We start from the raw sequence: 15088 nt of genomic DNA, 5'->3' as shown, positions 1-15088 counted from the left end.
CGGTTAGTCCTCCCCCAGGATCTGCGGCACCTTGAAACGCTGCTGCTCCTGGGCCGGGGCGCCGGAGAGCGCCTGCTCGGGGGTGAGCGACGGACGGACCTCGTCCGCCCGCATGACGTTCGTCAGCGGGAGCGGGTGCGAGGTCGGCGGTACGTCTTGGTCGGCGACCTCGCTGACGCGGGCGACCGCGCCGATGATGTCGTCCAGCTGTCCCGCGAAGTGTTCGAGCTCTTCGGGCTTCAGCTCCAGACGCGCCAGCCGGGCGAGGTGGGCGACCTCCTCGCGCGTGATGCCAGGCATGCAGCGTTCCTCTGGGGTGGAGTGAGTGAGTGTGTGGTTCGGCCCAATCCTAGGGTGCGGGGCGCCATACCCGTGAAACGGTTCGGCTCGCCTCCCGGGTTCCCACCGGCATCCCTCGGCTCCGGCCCCCTTGCCGAGCCTCGGCGCACGGGAACGGCCGGCCGGGGTGAACGTGCGGGCGGAGGGGGCGGCTACTCGTCGGACGCGGCTGCCGGGAGGGCCGCCGCGGGGCGCTGCCAGCCGCGTGAGCCGCGGGCCCGCAGCCAGGCCGTCGCCTCCTCCGGGGGCATCGCCGCGGCCACCAGCCAGCCCTGGACGGCGTCGCAGCCCAGGTCACGCAGGCGCTCCCAGGTCTCGTCGTCCTCGACGCCCTCGGCCACCACCAGCAGCCCCAGCGAATGGGCGAGGTCGACGGTGCAGCGCACGATCTCGGCGTCCTCGGTGTCGACGGCCAGCCGGGCCACGAAGGAGCGGTCGATCTTCAGCTCGCTCACGGGGAGCCGGCGCAGGTGCACCAGGGAGGAGTAGCCGGTTCCGAAGTCGTCCAGTGACATCTTCACGCCGTGCCCGGTCAGCCCGTTGAGGGTGTCCGCGGCACGCTGCGGGTCCTCCAGCAGGACGTGCTCCGTTATCTCCAGTTGGAGCGATCCCGCGGGCACTCCGTGCCGGGCCAGCCGGGCCGCGACGGAGCCGGCGAAGCCGGGGGTGTGCACGTCGCGGGGGGAGACGTTGACCGCGACCGGCACGTACAGCCCCTGGGCCCGCCACCGCGCGACCTGGCCGAGCGCCCTCTCCAGCACGTACTCGGTCAGATGGGGCATCAGCCCGGACGACTCGGCGATCGCTATGAACTCGTCCGGCGGTACCTTCCCGCGCTCCGGGTGCACCCAGCGGACCAGCGCCTCCAGCCCGGCCACCTGGCCGTCGAAGCGGACCTTCGGCTGGTAGTGCAGCTCGACCTCATGCGCGTCGAGCGCCCGCCGCAGGTCGCCGAGCAGGCCGAGCCGGTCGGGAGTGTTGGAGTCGCGCTTGGACTCGTACACCTCCACGCCCGTACGGTCCCGCTTGGCCTGGTACATCGCCACGTCGGCCCGGCGCAGCATGCCCTCCGCGTCGAGGGCGTGGTCGGGGAAGACGGCGACGCCGGCGCTGGCCTCCAGGACGAGGGTGAGGCCGTCGAGGTCGAGCGGCGAGCTGAGGTAGGAGACCAGCCCGCGGGCGATGCGTGCCGCCGAGGTCGTGGAGTCGGCGACGGGCAGTAAGACGGCGAACTCGTCCCCGCCGAGCCGCGCGACCTCCGCCCCGCGGGGCAGGGCGAGCTTCAGCCGCTCGGCTATCTGGAGCAGCAGCCGGTCACCGGCGAGATGACCGAGGGTGTCGTTGACCGAGCGGAAGCGGTCGAGGTCGATCAGCATCAGGGCGGCGCGGGCGCCGATGCGCTCCGCGTCGTCCAGGGCGGTCCAGATGCGCTCCAGCAGCCACTGGCGGTTGGGCAGCCCGGTCAGCGGGTCGCGCAGCTGCTCCTCGGCGCGGGCGCGGGCCATCCACAAGGTGGAGTCGAGGGCGATGAGCGGGATGGCGAACAGCGGCAGCAGGATCGGCTTGGCCACGGCGACCACGCAGATCAGCGGCGCGATGCCCAGCAGGGCGACCGCGACCAGGCCCTGCCTGACCAGGGCCGTGCGGGCGACGGTGGGCAGTCCGCCGGAGCGCGGGGTGTGCAGGTACCAGAGGAGAACACGGGTGACCGCGAGGTAGGCGACGGCCACCAGGACCACCTGGGGGCCGGTGTAGACCGTCCAGCTGTCGGGGGTCCAGGGGCGCTCCACGGACGGTATCGGTCCGCAGGCGGCCAGCAGCAGCGCGCCCGCGCCGATGCCGAGGATGTCCACCGCGCCGTGCAGGACGCCCTGCCGCCAGCGGTGGCGCCTGGCTATGCCGACCAGGACGACGACGGTGAGGCTGACCAGTCCGGCCGGCACCCAGCCGTACAGCAGCAGGACGGCGAGGGTGAGCGCGGCGCCGGAGCCGGTGCCGCCCCACCAGCGGGCGCGGCCGAGCAGGACCAGATGGCCGACGATGACGCCGGCCAGCACGGCCAGGGCCCAGCCGGCCGTGCCGGACGGGAACAGCGCGTGGTGGCCGGTGAAGGCGCGGTAGAAGCCGGCGCCGAGGGCGAAGGCGGCCGCGGAGACGACCGAGACGGGCAGCGCGGGCCGGGACGGGTGCCGGTCGGCCTCGGTGTCGGGCATCCCGGGATGCGGGGCGGAGGTGACGCGGAGGTCCGGACCGGAATGCGGCGTCGCGTACGGCGCGGTGTGCGGCACATACGCCTCCACGCCCGGAGGCCGCCCGGAGCGCGCCGTCCACCAGCTCCCCCACCAGACGCCGGCGACCCGGCGCCGGCGCAGCCGTTCGTCCGGGGCGGCGCTCTCGGTCGGTTCCATTCCCGTCCCTCTCACAGCCGGCGGTGCCCACGCCACGCGGCCCGTTGCCCGACAACCCCGGGCGGCGCCGCGTTGGAGAACCCTTCCCCCTGCTCACCAGGAGCACGGAGGTGCCCCGACCGCAGCTGGGCACGGCAGGCGCACGTCTCAACAGTAGGCCGCAGAAGGCTTCCACGGGCAGCGGTCGTCGACGGTTGCCCGAATGCGCCCCGGCCACCCGTATGCATCTGGTATGCGCCGATCGGGTGACCTTCAACCGCCACTCGCCGCTACTCCTCGGTCGGAAGGGCCACTTCGGCCGCCGCCTCGGGTCCCTGTTCCAGCAGGACGGTGAAGCCGTCCTCGTTCAGAACCGGCACCTTCAGCTGCATCGCCTTGTCGTACTTCGATCCCGGATTGTCACCCACGACGACGAAAGATGTCTTCTTCGAAACCGAACCGGTCACTTTCGCCCCTTGGTTCTGCAGGGCGTCCTTGGCGCCGTCCCGGGTGAAGTGCTCGAGGGTGCCGGTGACGACGACCGTCAGCCCTTCGAGGGGACGCGGTCCCTCGTCCTGCCCGGAGCCCTCCTCCTCCATGCGGACGCCGGCGGCCCGCCACTTGCGCAGGATCTCCTGGTGCCACTCCTGCGCGAACCACTCCTTGAGCGAGGCCGCGATGATGGCGCCCACCCCGTCGGTGGCCGCCAGCTCCTCCTCCGAGGCCTGCTCGATCCGCTCGATCGAGCGGAACTCGCGGGCCAGCGCCTCGGCCGCGACCGGTCCGACGTGCCGGATCGACAGGCCGGTGAGGATGCGCGCCAGCGGGCGCTCCTTGGCGGCCGCGATGGTCTCCAGCATGGCGAGCGCGTTCTTCTTCGGCTCGCCCTGCTGGTTGGCGAAGACCGTGGCGATCTTCTCCTCGCCCGTCTTCGGGTCCCGCTTGGGCAGACCGCTGTCCTGGTCGAGGACGTACGCCTTGATGGGCAGCAGCCGGTCGATGGTGAGGTCGAAGAGGTCGCCCTCGTCCCGCAGCGGCGGATCGGCCGGCTCCAGCGGACGGGTGAGGGCGGCCGCGGCGACATAGCCGAAGTGGTCGATGTCCAGCGCCCTGCGGCCGGCCAGGTAGAACACGCGCTCACGCAACTGGGCGGGACAGGAGCGGGCGTTGGGGCAGCGCAGGTCGATGTCGCCCTCCTTCATCGGCCGCAGCGCCGTACCGCACTCCGGGCACTCGGAGGGCATCACGAACTCGCGCTCGCTGCCGTCGCGCAGGTCGGCGACCGGACCGAGGATCTCCGGGATCACGTCACCGGCCTTGCGCAGCACCACGGTGTCGCCGATCAGGACGCCCTTGGCCTTGACGACCTCCTGGTTGTGCAGGGTGGCGAACTCGACCTCCGAGCCCGCCACCGTGACCGGCTCGACCTGGGCGTACGGCGTCACGCGGCCGGTACGGCCGACACCCACGCGGATGTTGACGAGCTTGGTGTTGACCTCCTCCGGCGCGTACTTGTAGGCGATCGCCCACCGGGGGGCACGGGCCGTGGAGCCGAGCCGCCCCTGGAGGCGGATCTCGTCGAGCTTGACGACCACGCCGTCGATCTCGTGCTCCACCGAGTGCCGGTTCTCGCCGTAGTACGCGATGAACGCCCGCACCCCGTCGAGGTCGCCGACCACCTTGTTGTGCGGGGAGGTGGGCAGACCCCAGGTGCCGAGGAGGTCGTACGCCTCGGAGAGGCGGGTCAGGCCCTCGTAGCCCTCCAGGGCGCCGATGCCGTGCACGACCATGTGCAGCGGACGCGAGGCGGTGACGCGCGGGTCCTTCTGGCGCAGTGAACCGGCGGCCGCGTTGCGCGGGTTGGCGAAGGGCTTGTCACCCGCCTCGACCAGCCGGGCGTTCAGCTCCTCGAACTTCTCCATCGGGAAGTAGACCTCGCCCCGGATCTCCACCAGGGACGGGACCCCGTCACCGGTGAGGCGGTCGGGGATCTCCGCGATGGTGCGCACGTTGGGCGTGATGTCCTCGCCCGTGCGGCCGTCGCCCCGGGTCGCCGCGCGCGTGAGACGGCCGTTCTCGTAGGTGAGGTTGACGGCGAGGCCGTCCACCTTGAGCTCGCACAGGAAGTGGTACGCGGAGCTGCCCACGTCCTTGTGGACGCGCTCGGCCCACGCGGCGAGCTCCAGGTCGTCGAAGGCGTTGTCGAGCGAGAGCATCCGCTCGCGGTGCTGGACGGCCGTGAACTCCGTCGCGTACGCGCCGGCGACCTTCTGGGTGGGCGAGTCGGGCGTCCGCAGCTCGGCGTACTCCTGCTCCAGTGCCTCCAGGGCGCGCAGGAGCCGGTCGAACTCCGCGTCGCTGATGACGGGAGCGTCCTTCACGTAGTACCGGAAGCGGTGCTCCTCGATCTGCTCAGCCAGCTGCGCGTGCTTCTCCCGTGCCTCGCTGGGCACCGTCGTCTCCGCTTGCCTGTCGCCGGCCACCGTGTCGTCCTCCCGTTACTCTGGGTTGTCGGCGAGGGATCTCGCCGCCCGGACGCAGTGCGCGAGGGCCTCGCGCGCGTACGCGGGGGAAGCTCCCGCGAGGCCGCACGACGGCGTGAGCGTGACCGCCTCGGTGAGCAGCCCCGGTCGCAGCCCCAGCCTGCGCCACAGCGTCCTGACACCCATGACGCTACCGGCAGGGTCCGACAATGGGGCGTCCACGCCCGGCACGACACCGGCGAACAGCCGGGTACCCCCTTCGACCGCCTCGCCGATGGCGTCGTCGTCACGTTCGGTGAGCAGCGAGAAGTCGAAGGAGACCGCCGTCGCGCCGGCCCGGCGCAGCAGGGCGAACGGGACGTCCGGGGCGCAGGAGTGGACCACGACGGGGTCGTCGCCGTGCACCGCGACGACCTCCCGGAGGGTGGCCTCCACGACCTGCCGGTCGACGGCGCGGTGGGTGTGGTAGCCGCTGGCGGTCTTCACCTGGCCGCGCAGGACGGCGGTCAGCGAGGGTTCGTCGAGCTGGAGCACGATCCGCGCGCCGGGCAGGCGGCGGCGCACCTCGTCGAGATGCAGGCGCAGCCCCTCGGCGAGGGAGCCGGCGAGGTCGCGGCGGGCACCGTGGTCGGAGAGCACCGACTGGCCGTTCTTCAGCTCCAGCGCGGCGGCGAGGGTCCAGGGTCCGACGGCCTGCACCTTCACCTGGCCCTCGTAGCCCTGCGTGAACTCCTCCAGCGCGTCGAGGTCCTCCCCCAGCCAGGACCGGGCCCGCTTGGTGTCCCGGCCCGGCCGGTCGCCGATCCGCCAGCCGCTGGGCTCCACGCGCGCGAACAACTCGACGAGCATCCCCGCGGTGCGGCCGATCATGTCGGCGCCCGGGCCGCGGGCCGGCAGCTCGGCGAGAAACGGGAAGTCCTCGAAGGACCCGGTGGCGGCCTTGGCGGCCTCGCGGGCGTCACCACCGGGCAGGGAACCGACGCCGGTGGCGGGGCCGAAACTGAAGTGTGCGTTCACGGGGTGAAGCCTACGTAGGCGCGGGGGCGCGACTCGCCCCCGCGGGCGGTCTCACCGCCCCGGCCGCACCGTCAGGTCGTTGACCTCCGCGTCCCGGGGCAGGTCGACGGCCATCAGGATCGTCGTCGCGACCGACTCGGGATCGATCCACTCCCCCGGGTCGTACTCCTTGCCCTCCTGCTGGTGCACCTTGGCCTGCATGGGGCTGGCGGTGCGGCCCGGGTAGACGGAGGTGACGCGGACGCCGTTGCCGTGCTCCTCGGCGCGCAGGGCGTCCGCCAGCGCCTTCAGGCCGTGCTTGGAGGCGGCGTACGCGGACCAGTCGGCGCTCGCCCGCAGACCGGCCCCGGAGTTCACGAAGACCACGTGCCCCCGGGCGGCCCGGAGTTGGGGCAGGAAGTGCCGGGTCAGCTCGGCCGGGGCGATCAGGTTGACGTCGAGCTGGTGGCGCCAGGACTTCGGGGTCAGGTCGCCGACCGGCCCCAGGTCGACCACACCGGCGATGTGGAGCAGGGAGTCCACCCGGTCGGGCAGCGTCTGGTGGGAGAAGGCCCAGCTCAGCTTGGCGGGCTCGGCCAGGTCGCCGACCAGGGTCCGGGCCCCGGGAAACTCCGCCGCCAGTTCCTTCGCGCGGCCCGCGTCGCGCGCGTGCAGCACGAGTTCGTCCCCGCGCGCGTGCAGACGGCGGGCGACGGCCGCGCCGATGCCGGAACCGGCTCCGGTGATCACATGAGTAGCCATGCCCGCCATGCTCGCATCACCGGCACGTCACTCGATGCCCTGGCTCTCCTCCAGGTAGGCCAGCGCGCCCACCGCCTCTTCGGCGAAGAACACCAGGTCGGTGAGGGGGACGGGCAGGAACCCCTCGTCCTCCATGCGCCGGAACTGTTCCTTGAGGCCGTCGTAGAAGCCCGCGGTGTTGAGCAGCACGACCGGCTTGTCGGTGTGCCCGTGCTTCTTCAGCTCGAGGATCTCGGTCGCCTCGTCCAGCGTCCCGGTCCCGCCGACCATGATCACGACGGCGTCGGACTTCTCCAGGAGGAGCCGCTTGCGCTCGGCGAGGTCCCGCGCGACGACCATCTCGTCGGCCCCGGCCCGCGCCGTGGCCACGAGGAAGTCCACCGACACCCCGCACAGCCGGCCGCCCGCCTCCTGCACGCCGTCCGCGACCACCTTCATCAGGCCGACGTCGGAACCGCCCCAGACGAGGGTGTGACCGCCCTTGCCGAGCAGTTCGGCGAACTCGCGCGCGGGGTGGGTGTAACGGTCGTCGAGGTCGGCGGCGGAGAGGAAGACGCAGATACGCATGCGGCCACGGTACGCGGGAAGAACCGGGGGCCCGCGGGCGCTGTTCCCACATGACCCGAGGACACACGATCACCATCGAGCGGGGCGACCGGCACATCAGGGTCGTCCACGGGGGCCACGTGCTGGCCGAGACCGACCGGGCGCTCGCCCTGCGCGAGACCGGCTGTCCGGTGCGGTACTACATCCCCGCCGAGGACGTACGGCTCGATCTGCTGACCCCCTCCGACACCCACACGTACTGCCCCTTCAAGGGAACGGCCTCCTACTGGTCGCTGCCGGACGCGGCGGACGTGGTCTGGGGCTATCCCGATCCCAAGCCCGACGTCGCCGAGATCAAGAACCACCTGTGCTTCTACGAAGTGGAGGTCTCGGAAGCGGAAGTGCCCGAAGCGGAGGTGTCGTAGGCCGATGACCGCCGTGCCGTGCGGCAGTCTGCATGGGCATGGACAAGAAGACCATTTCGCGCGACGGCACCGAACTCGCGTACGCAAGCGCCGGCGAGGGGCCCGCGGTCATCCTGGTGAGCGGGGCGATGTCCACGGGCGGCACCATGGCGCCCCTGGCCGGCCTGCTCGCGGAGCGCTGCACGGTCCTGCGGTACGACCGCCGGGGCCGTGGCGAGAGCGGCGACACGGCGCCCTACGCGGTGGAACGCGAGGTCGAGGACCTGGCGGCCCTCATCGACGCGGCGGGCGGTGAGGCGGCGCTCTACGGCATCTCCTCGGGCGGCGCGCTGGCGCTGGAGGCGGCGGCCGCCGGGCTGCCGGTGCGGCGGGTGGCCGTGTACGAGACGCCGTACGCCCTGGACGAGGAGGACGTGCGGGGACGCGCCACCTACACGGCGAACCTCACCGAGGCGCTCGCGCAGGGGCGGCGCGGGGACGCCGTCGAGCTGTTCCTGCGGCTGACGGGGCTGGCCGAGGAGATGATCCTGGGCGCCCGCCGGTCACCGATGTGGGAGGGGATGGAGGCCATCGCCCCGACCCTCGCCTACGACGACGCCGTCATGGGCGGCGGTGCGCCGCCCCGGGAGCGGCTGGCCTCGATCGCGGTCCCGGTGCTCGCCGCCGCGGGCGAGGCCAGTGCGCCGTGGCTGCGCGAGGCGACGCGTGCCGTCGCGGACGCGGTGCCGGGCGGCACGTACCGCGTGCTCGAGGGCCAGACCCACATGGTGGACCCGAGCGTCCTCGCGCCGGTGCTGGCGGAGTTCCTCGGGGCCCGCGACTGACGGTCAGGACACCCCGGCCGTCGCCCGCACGGTGGCCGCGATCGTCGCCGAGCCCACCACGCGCGTGTCGTCGTACAGCACGATCGCCTGGCCGGGGGCCACGCCCCGGACGGGCTCCGTGAAGGTGACCTCGAGGGAGCCGTCGACGAGTTCGGCGCGCACCTCGGTCTCGCCGCCGTGGGCGCGGAGCTGGGCCGTGTAGGTGCCGGGGCCGGTCGGGGCGGCGCCGCACCAGCGGGGCCTGATCGCGGTCAGGGCGGTGACGTCCAGGGAGGCGGCCGGGCCGACCGTCACCGTGTTGTTCACCGGGGAGATGTCGAGGACGTAGCGGGGCTTGCCGTCGGCGGCCGGGGTGCCGATGCGCAGGCCCTTGCGCTGGCCGATGGTGAAGCCGTACGCGCCCTCGTGGGTGCCCACCTTGGCGCCGGACTCGTCGACGATGTCTCCCTCCGCCCGGCCCAGCCGGTTCGCGAGGAAGCCCTGGGTGTCGCCGTCGGCGATGAAGCAGATGTCGTGGGAGTCGGGCTTCTTGGCGACCGCCAGGCCGCGGCGCTCGGCCTCCGCTCGGATCTCGTCCTTCGTGGTCACCGTGTCGCCGAGGGGGAAGAGCGCATGGGCGAGCTGCCGGTCGTCGAGGACGCCGAGGACGTACGACTGGTCCTTGGCCATGTCGGAGGCGCGGTGCAGCTCGCGCGTGCCGTCCTCGCCGACGAGGACCTTCGCGTAGTGGCCGGTGCACACCGCGTCGAAGCCCAGCGCCAGCGCCTTGTCCAGCAGCGCGGCGAACTTGATCTTCTCGTTGCAGCGCAGACAGGGGTTGGGGGTGCGGCCGGCCTCGTACTCGGCGACGAAGTCGTCGACGACGTCCTCGCGGAAGCGGTCGGCGAGGTCCCAGACGTAGAACGGGATGCCGATCACGTCCGCCGCGCGGCGGGCGTCGCGGGAGTCCTCGATGGTGCAACAGCCTCGCGCGCCGGTGCGGAACGACTGCGGGTTCGCGGAGAGCGCGAGGTGGACGCCGGTCACGTCGTGGCCGGCTTCGGCCGCGCGGGCGGCGGCGACGGCGGAGTCGACCCCGCCGGACATGGCGGCGAGTACGCGAAGGGGGCGGGAGCGCTGCGAGGTCTCAGTCATAACCCTTCCAGGGTACGGGTCCCCGGGAACCGGAGCCCGCGAGTATCCGTTGACGATCACAAGGCGCGAAGAAGGGCACGGACATGGGGGACGGGAAGAGCGACTCCGACCGGCGGATCGGACGGCGCGCCCTGCTGATCGGCGGGGCGGCGGCCGCCGTCGGCACGGCCGTGCTGGCGCGTGACGAACTGGCACGCCTGTACTGGCGGCTGCCGGGCGTGCGCAGGCAGCGGGTGGAAGGTGCCGTGGACTTCGGGGGCGCCCGGTGGGTGGCGGCGTCGGAGGCGAACTTCCGCTGGGCGGACCGGCCGGACGACTACGGGATCGACATGGTCGTCGTCCATGTCACACAGGGCGACCTCGACAGCGCGGTGAAGGCGTTCGAGGACCCGGGGCACCGGGCGGCCGCGCACTACATCGTCGGCAAGGACGGACACGTCACGCAGATGATCCGGGAGCTGGACGTGGCGTACCACGCGGGCAACCGCGCGTACAACGAGCGCAGTGTCGGCATCGAGCACGAGGGCTTCGTGGACCGGCCGAAGGACTTCACCGACGCGATGTACGCCGCCTCCGCCCGGCTGACCGCCGCGATCTGCCGGCGGTACGACATAGCCGTCGACCGCGATCACATCATCGGGCATGTGGAGGTGCCGGGCACGGATCACACCGACCCGGGTGAGCACTGGGACTGGGACCGGTATCTGCGGCTCGTGCGGGAGGCGCTGACAGCGACCGCATAGCCGGGATTCTGTGTGACGCAGATCACTTGAACGTCAAATGGTGACCAATCGCCGAGGCCGGCATGTCCGATGCATCCCGCACCCCGAGCGTGACCTGCGACACGCCAACTTGGTGTTTCTTCGAGCGAGTTGACGCTCGAGGTCAGGCACGGCGGGTCCACAGCCTCCCCGGCTCGCTCCTAACTTCGCCTCAGACTTCACATAGCCCTTACGTCGAGGCTCCACCGCCATGACGAACAACACGGAACCCGCGTCCGGCGCGGAGCGACACAGCAGGGGTGCCCACGCACGAAGCGGCCGGGACGGCGGCAAGGACGAACACACCAGCAAGGGGCGGAGCGGCAAGGGCCTGCACCGGCGCAAGTTCCTCGGCGGAATGGCCGGGGTGGGCCTGGGCGCCGTCGCCGCGGCGGGGGCGACCTTCGGGCTGCTCACCGACGCGGGGCGCAACAAGGCGAGCGCCGCGACCGACACGGCGGCGCTGACCATTCCCGACCTCCTGGAAGGCACCACCGCCGACGGCACCACCACCTTCACCCTGGAGGCGAAGACCGGCACCAGCGAGGTGCTCAGCGGCGTCACCAGCACCACCGCCGGCTACAACCAGTCGTTCCTCGGCCCGACCATGAAGTGGACCAAAGGCGACACGGTCCTGCTCAACATCACCAACAGCCTCTCCGAGGAAACCACCGTCCACTTCCACGGCGCACACGTCCCGGCCGAGATGGACGGCGGCCCGCAGAACGCGTTCGCCGCCGGGGCGAGCTGGGCCCCCACCTTCACCGTCCTGGACGAGGCCAAGACCCTCTGGTATCACCCGCACGCTCTGGGCACCACGGCCAAGCAGGCCACCCACGGCCTGGCCGGCATGATCATCGTGGAGGACGACTCCACCGCCTCCGCCGCCCTGCCCAGCGACTACGGCGTCGACGACATCCCGCTCGTCTTCCAGTGCCTGGCCGTCGACAGCGCCGGCGACATCAAGTACGACCAGACCGGCTACCTCAGCAGCGGCCTCAGCTTCCCGGTGCTGGTGAACGGCACCAACGTCGACGACACCACGCTCACCTTCGGCGCCACCAAGACCCGCAACCGCTTCCGGGCCCTGAACGCCTCGCCGTCGGACATCATCACCCTCCAGCGCAGCGACGGCGGCAAGCTGATCCAGATCGCCACCGACCAGGGCTATCTGACGGAGCCGACCTCGGTGGACACCATTCGGCTGGTGGCCGGAGCCCGCGCCGAGTTCGTCATGGACGTCACGGAGGACGTCACCCTCCAGGTCGTCATCACCACCGGCTGGATCCGCGGCGGCTCCGGCACCTTCGACTTCCTCACGGTCGCCGCGGGCGGCACCGACACGCCGTCCGACCTGCCGAGCAGCCTCAGCACCATCGAGCGGTACGACACCAGCGCCTTCACCGCCCGCACCATCACGCTCAGCAATACCGGGGCGACGATGAAGATCAACGGTTCGGCCGGTCTCACCATGTCCAGCATGGCCATGATCAGCACCACGCTGGGGGCCAAGGAGATCTGGACGATCACCAACGCCTCCCAGCTGGAACACTCGTTCCATCTGCACGACGTGCCCTACCAGCTCGTCTCGGTCAACGGGGAGGACCCCACGGGGGTTCAACTCGGCTGGTACGACACGTTCGAGGTCGTCGGCGGCGGCACGATCCAGATCGCCATGGAGTTCACCGACTTCGCCGACGACACCTACATGTACATGCTCCACTGCCATCTCCTCCAGCACGAGGACGAGGGCATGATGGCCTCCCTCATGGTCACGGAGAGCTAGCCCCGCCCCCCGGGCCCGTCACCGCAGCCTCCCCGAGCAGGCTGCCGCCGGCAGTGGAAGTGCCGGCGGCAGCCCCTGGCCCCGGACAGCCGGGCCACCGCCCATGGTGGAGGCGATGACTGGCAGGTCCCTGTGAACACGGCCGGGTCGGCGGCGTTACGACAGTCCGGCCGCGCGCGCCCGTTCCACCGCCGGGCCGATGGCTTTGGCGACCGCCTCGACGTCGGCCTCGGTGGAGGTGTGGCCGAGGGAGAAGCGCAGGGTGCCGCGGGCCAGGTCCGGGTCGGTACCGGTGGCGAGCAGGACGTGGCTGGGCTGGGCGACGCCGGCGGTGCAGGCGGAGCCGGTGGAGCACTCGATGCCCTGGGCGTCGAGCAACAGCAGCAGGGAGTCGCCCTCACAGCCCGGGAAGGTGAAGTGGGCGTTGGCCGGGAGCCGGTCCACCGGGTCCCCGCCGAGGATCGCGTCCGGGACGGCCGTACGGACCGCGTCGATCAGCGCGTCGCGCAGGGCCCCGATCTCGCGGGCGAACCACTCGCGCTGCTCGGCGGCGAGGCGTCCGGCGACCGCGAAGGAGGCGATGGCGGGGACGTCGAGGGTGCCGGAGCGGACATGGCGCTCCTGGCCGCCGCCGTGCAGGACGGGCACGGGGGTGTACTCGCGGCCGAGGAGCAGGGCGCCGATGCCGTACGGGCCGCCGATCTTGTGGCCGGAGACCGTCATCGCGGCGAGGCCGGAGGCGGTGAAGTCGACGGGGACCTGACCGAAGGCCTGGACCGCGTCGGCGTGCAGCGGGACATCGAACTCGGCTGCCACGTCGGCCAGTTCACGGACCGGCAGGATCGTGCCGATCTCGTTGTTCGCCCACATGACGGTGGCCAGGGCCACGTCGTGGGGGTCGCGGGCGATGGCTTCGCGCAGCGCCTCGGGGTGGACCCGCCCGTAGGAGTCGACCGGCAGGTACTCGACCGTGGCGCCCTCGTGCTCGCCGAGCCAGTGCACGGCGTCGAGGACCGCGTGGTGTTCGACCGGGCTGGCCAGGACGCGGGTGCGGGCCGGGTCCGTGTCACGGCGGGACCAGTACAGGCCCTTGACCGCGAGGTTGTCGGCCTCGGTGCCGCCGGAGGTGAGGACGACCTCGCTGGGACGGGCGCCGAGCGCGTCCGCGAGGGTCTCCCGGGCTTCCTCGACCGTGCGGCGGGCCTGCCGGCCGGCGGCGTGCAGGGAGGAGGCGTTGCCGGTGACGCCCAGGTGCGCGGTGAGTGCCTCGACCGCCTCGGGGAGCATCGGCGTGGTCGCGGCGTGGTCGAGGTATGCCATGGTGGCGCCGATTCTACGGGGGCGGGGTGGCACGCCTCGCTGCCAGGTGAGCCCTTGCCGTCAGAAGCTCCAGGAAACCGTCGAGTCGGCCTGCATGAACGCGACCAGGACCAGAAGGTCGGCGACGCCCAGACCCAGTCCGAGGAAGGCGCGCCCGCGGCGGGCCGTACCGCGCCATAGGGCGACCGACGCCAGCACGATGGCGATCGGGCCGAGGAAGATGTTGAGCACGAGCAGGCCGAGGAGGCCGAGGACGAAGGACGCGACGGCCATTCCGTCGGTGTCCCGGATGCCGGTGCGGCGGGTGGCCGGTGCGGTGAGGTGCATGGCTGGTCAGCTCCTGTGGGAGAAGGTGCGACGGGTCAGTGGGTCGAGGTGTGCCGACGGCGGCCGTGGCGCTCGCGGAGCGCGAAGACACCGAGCCAGGCGGCGATCACGGTGGCGGCGACGAGGGTGAAGGCGAACGGCGCGTGGGCCACGGTGCCCATGACGACGCCGAACAGCAGCAGGGCCGCAACGAGGAACAGCATGGGATCGGATCCCCCTCCGTAAAGTTTGGGTGAACAGTTGTGGTTACACTTGTTCACTGACTCTTGAGTCTAGCGTGTACCCCGGCTTTCCAATTCCAGAGAACAGTTGTTAACTGGATGACATGAGTCACACCCTCGGCATCAGGCAGGCCCAGAAGCAGAAGACCCGGCAGGCGCTCATGGACGCGGCGTTGGTGCTGCTGGAGGAGCAGAGCCTGAGCAGCCTGGGGCTGCGCGAGGTCACCCGGGCCGTCGGGGTCGCTCCGACCGCCTTCTACCGCCACTTCCGCTCCACCGCGGACTTGGGTGTGGCCCTGGTCGAGGAGGCGCTCGGCAGCCTCCACCCGATGATCCGCACCACCGTGACCACGGCCGACACGAGCGAGGAACGCATCACGCGCGCTGTGGAGTTGATCGCCGGTCATGTGACCGCGTACCCCGCACCCGTCCGTTTCATCGCCCGTGAGCGACATGGCGGAGTCCAGCCGGTGCGGGAGGCGATCCGGGACCAACTGGCCCGGTTCGCCGAGGAGGTGAAGACCGAACTGGCCAAGGACGCCGAGGCCGAGGACTGGAGCGACGACGACCTGCTGATGCTCTCGCACCTCTACGTCGACCAGATGCTCATCACGGCCTCGCTGTTCCTGGAGGCACTGGAGTCGCCGCCCGAGGAGCGGGAGCGGGTCAGCCGGCTCGCCGCCCGCCAGATGCGGCTCATCAGCATCGGCCGCCGGCACTGGCTGGACTGACAGCCCGGCGACGCACCCGTACGCACGCACAGGGGCGGCGCACCCG

General features: G+C 71.7%; 15 protein-coding genes. 5 read left to right on the top strand and 10 right to left on the bottom strand.

Annotated elements, in window-relative coordinates:
- Nucleotides 1-3: 3 nt before the first annotated feature.
- The 6 genes from gatC to ACFVYS_RS39790 form a co-directional block, all read right to left on the bottom strand.
- Nucleotides 4-300 carry an Asp-tRNA(Asn)/Glu-tRNA(Gln) amidotransferase subunit GatC gene (gene gatC, locus ACFVYS_RS39815; RefSeq protein WP_007384860.1) on the bottom strand — a complete coding sequence of 99 codons (297 nt, stop codon included), beginning with the start codon at nt 298-300 and terminating at the stop codon, nt 4-6.
- A 191-nt stretch (nt 301-491) separates the two neighbouring features.
- Complete coding sequence (locus ACFVYS_RS39810; RefSeq protein WP_389510237.1) at nt 492-2747, bottom strand: putative bifunctional diguanylate cyclase/phosphodiesterase; 2256 nt, start codon at nt 2745-2747, stop codon at nt 492-494.
- A gap of 269 nt (nt 2748-3016) precedes the next feature.
- Complete coding sequence (ligA, locus tag ACFVYS_RS39805) at nt 3017-5209, bottom strand: NAD-dependent DNA ligase LigA (RefSeq protein ID WP_389510235.1); 2193 nt, start codon at nt 5207-5209, stop codon at nt 3017-3019.
- Between the two features lie 15 nt (nt 5210-5224).
- The gene (locus ACFVYS_RS39800; RefSeq protein WP_389510233.1) at nt 5225-6226 is read right to left on the bottom strand and encodes a methionine synthase; all 1002 of its coding nucleotides are present in this window, start codon (nt 6224-6226) and stop codon (nt 5225-5227) included.
- Between the two features lie 51 nt (nt 6227-6277).
- A complete protein-coding gene (locus ACFVYS_RS39795) occupies nt 6278-6976 on the bottom strand; it encodes an SDR family oxidoreductase (protein WP_389510231.1) in 699 nt (232 codons plus the stop codon).
- An 18-nt stretch (nt 6977-6994) separates the two neighbouring features.
- Nucleotides 6995-7534 carry a TIGR00730 family Rossman fold protein gene (locus tag ACFVYS_RS39790; protein WP_389510229.1) on the bottom strand — a complete coding sequence of 180 codons (540 nt, stop codon included), beginning with the start codon at nt 7532-7534 and terminating at the stop codon, nt 6995-6997.
- A 50-nt stretch (nt 7535-7584) separates the two neighbouring features.
- On the opposite strand from ACFVYS_RS39790, the gene ACFVYS_RS39785 reads away from it, so the two are divergent.
- Nucleotides 7585-7938: a DUF427 domain-containing protein gene (locus tag ACFVYS_RS39785; protein WP_389510227.1), complete on the top strand. Its 354-nt coding sequence runs from the start codon at nt 7585-7587 to the stop codon at nt 7936-7938.
- A 38-nt stretch (nt 7939-7976) separates the two neighbouring features.
- Nucleotides 7977-8762, top strand: coding sequence for an alpha/beta fold hydrolase (locus ACFVYS_RS39780; RefSeq protein ID WP_389510225.1), 786 nt, complete (start codon nt 7977-7979; stop codon nt 8760-8762).
- Nucleotides 8763-8765: 3 nt separating this feature from the next.
- Here the strand turns inward: ACFVYS_RS39780 and mnmA are convergent, their stop codons facing one another.
- Nucleotides 8766-9896, bottom strand: coding sequence for a tRNA 2-thiouridine(34) synthase MnmA (gene mnmA, locus ACFVYS_RS39775; protein ID WP_389510223.1), 1131 nt, complete (start codon nt 9894-9896; stop codon nt 8766-8768).
- 83 nt (nt 9897-9979) lie between these two features.
- Here mnmA and ACFVYS_RS39770 point away from each other — a divergent pair, with 83 nt between their 5' ends.
- Both ACFVYS_RS39770 and ACFVYS_RS39765 read left to right on the top strand, forming a co-directional pair.
- Nucleotides 9980-10639 (top strand): N-acetylmuramoyl-L-alanine amidase, encoded by a 660-nt coding sequence (locus tag ACFVYS_RS39770; RefSeq protein WP_389510221.1) that lies wholly within the window; start codon nt 9980-9982, stop codon nt 10637-10639.
- Between the two features lie 229 nt (nt 10640-10868).
- Nucleotides 10869-12443: a multicopper oxidase family protein gene (locus ACFVYS_RS39765; protein ID WP_389510219.1), complete on the top strand. Its 1575-nt coding sequence runs from the start codon at nt 10869-10871 to the stop codon at nt 12441-12443.
- A 156-nt stretch (nt 12444-12599) separates the two neighbouring features.
- Here ACFVYS_RS39765 and ACFVYS_RS39760 read toward each other — a convergent pair whose 3' ends face one another.
- The 3 genes from ACFVYS_RS39760 to ACFVYS_RS39750 are packed head-to-tail and all read right to left on the bottom strand — an operon-like array spanning nt 12600 to nt 14293.
- Nucleotides 12600-13763 (bottom strand): cysteine desulfurase family protein, encoded by a 1164-nt coding sequence (locus ACFVYS_RS39760; protein WP_389510217.1) that lies wholly within the window; start codon nt 13761-13763, stop codon nt 12600-12602.
- A gap of 60 nt (nt 13764-13823) precedes the next feature.
- Nucleotides 13824-14090 (bottom strand): DUF4190 domain-containing protein, encoded by a 267-nt coding sequence (locus tag ACFVYS_RS39755; protein ID WP_362574625.1) that lies wholly within the window; start codon nt 14088-14090, stop codon nt 13824-13826.
- Between the two features lie 35 nt (nt 14091-14125).
- Nucleotides 14126-14293 carry a hypothetical protein gene (locus ACFVYS_RS39750; protein ID WP_389510216.1) on the bottom strand — a complete coding sequence of 56 codons (168 nt, stop codon included), beginning with the start codon at nt 14291-14293 and terminating at the stop codon, nt 14126-14128.
- Between the two features lie 122 nt (nt 14294-14415).
- On the opposite strand from ACFVYS_RS39750, the gene ACFVYS_RS39745 reads away from it, so the two are divergent.
- Nucleotides 14416-15042 carry a TetR family transcriptional regulator gene (locus ACFVYS_RS39745; protein WP_389510214.1) on the top strand — a complete coding sequence of 209 codons (627 nt, stop codon included), beginning with the start codon at nt 14416-14418 and terminating at the stop codon, nt 15040-15042.
- Nucleotides 15043-15088: the final 46 nt, after the last annotated feature.

This window comes from Streptomyces sp. NPDC058295 (assembly GCF_042880655.1).
Lineage (GTDB): Bacteria > Actinomycetota > Actinomycetes > Streptomycetales > Streptomycetaceae > Streptomyces > Streptomyces coriariae.
Note: the sequence above shows the minus strand (reverse complement) of the source record. Positions and strands in the feature narration are given on the sequence as shown.

Excerpts from the sequence above, each read along its gene's own strand:
- gatC (WP_007384860.1), bottom strand. The coding sequence starts at position 300 with ATGCCTGGCATCACGCGCGAGGAGGTCGCCCACCTCGCCCGGCTGGCG.
- ACFVYS_RS39810 (WP_389510237.1), bottom strand. The coding sequence starts at position 2,747 with ATGGAACCGACCGAGAGCGCCGCCCCGGACGAACGGCTGCGCCGGCGC.
- ACFVYS_RS39795 (WP_389510231.1), bottom strand. The coding sequence starts at position 6,976 with ATGGCGGGCATGGCTACTCATGTGATCACCGGAGCCGGTTCCGGCATC.
- ACFVYS_RS39790 (WP_389510229.1), bottom strand. The coding sequence starts at position 7,534 with ATGCGTATCTGCGTCTTCCTCTCCGCCGCCGACCTCGACGACCGTTAC.
- ACFVYS_RS39785 (WP_389510227.1), top strand. The coding sequence starts at position 7,585 with ATGACCCGAGGACACACGATCACCATCGAGCGGGGCGACCGGCACATC.
- ACFVYS_RS39780 (WP_389510225.1), top strand. The coding sequence starts at position 7,977 with ATGGACAAGAAGACCATTTCGCGCGACGGCACCGAACTCGCGTACGCA.
- mnmA (WP_389510223.1), bottom strand. The coding sequence starts at position 9,896 with ATGACTGAGACCTCGCAGCGCTCCCGCCCCCTTCGCGTACTCGCCGCC.
- ACFVYS_RS39770 (WP_389510221.1), top strand. The coding sequence starts at position 9,980 with ATGGGGGACGGGAAGAGCGACTCCGACCGGCGGATCGGACGGCGCGCC.
- ACFVYS_RS39765 (WP_389510219.1), top strand. The coding sequence starts at position 10,869 with ATGACGAACAACACGGAACCCGCGTCCGGCGCGGAGCGACACAGCAGG.
- ACFVYS_RS39760 (WP_389510217.1), bottom strand. The coding sequence starts at position 13,763 with ATGGCATACCTCGACCACGCCGCGACCACGCCGATGCTCCCCGAGGCG.
- ACFVYS_RS39755 (WP_362574625.1), bottom strand. The coding sequence starts at position 14,090 with ATGCACCTCACCGCACCGGCCACCCGCCGCACCGGCATCCGGGACACC.
- ACFVYS_RS39750 (WP_389510216.1), bottom strand. The coding sequence starts at position 14,293 with ATGCTGTTCCTCGTTGCGGCCCTGCTGCTGTTCGGCGTCGTCATGGGC.
- ACFVYS_RS39745 (WP_389510214.1), top strand. The coding sequence starts at position 14,416 with ATGAGTCACACCCTCGGCATCAGGCAGGCCCAGAAGCAGAAGACCCGG.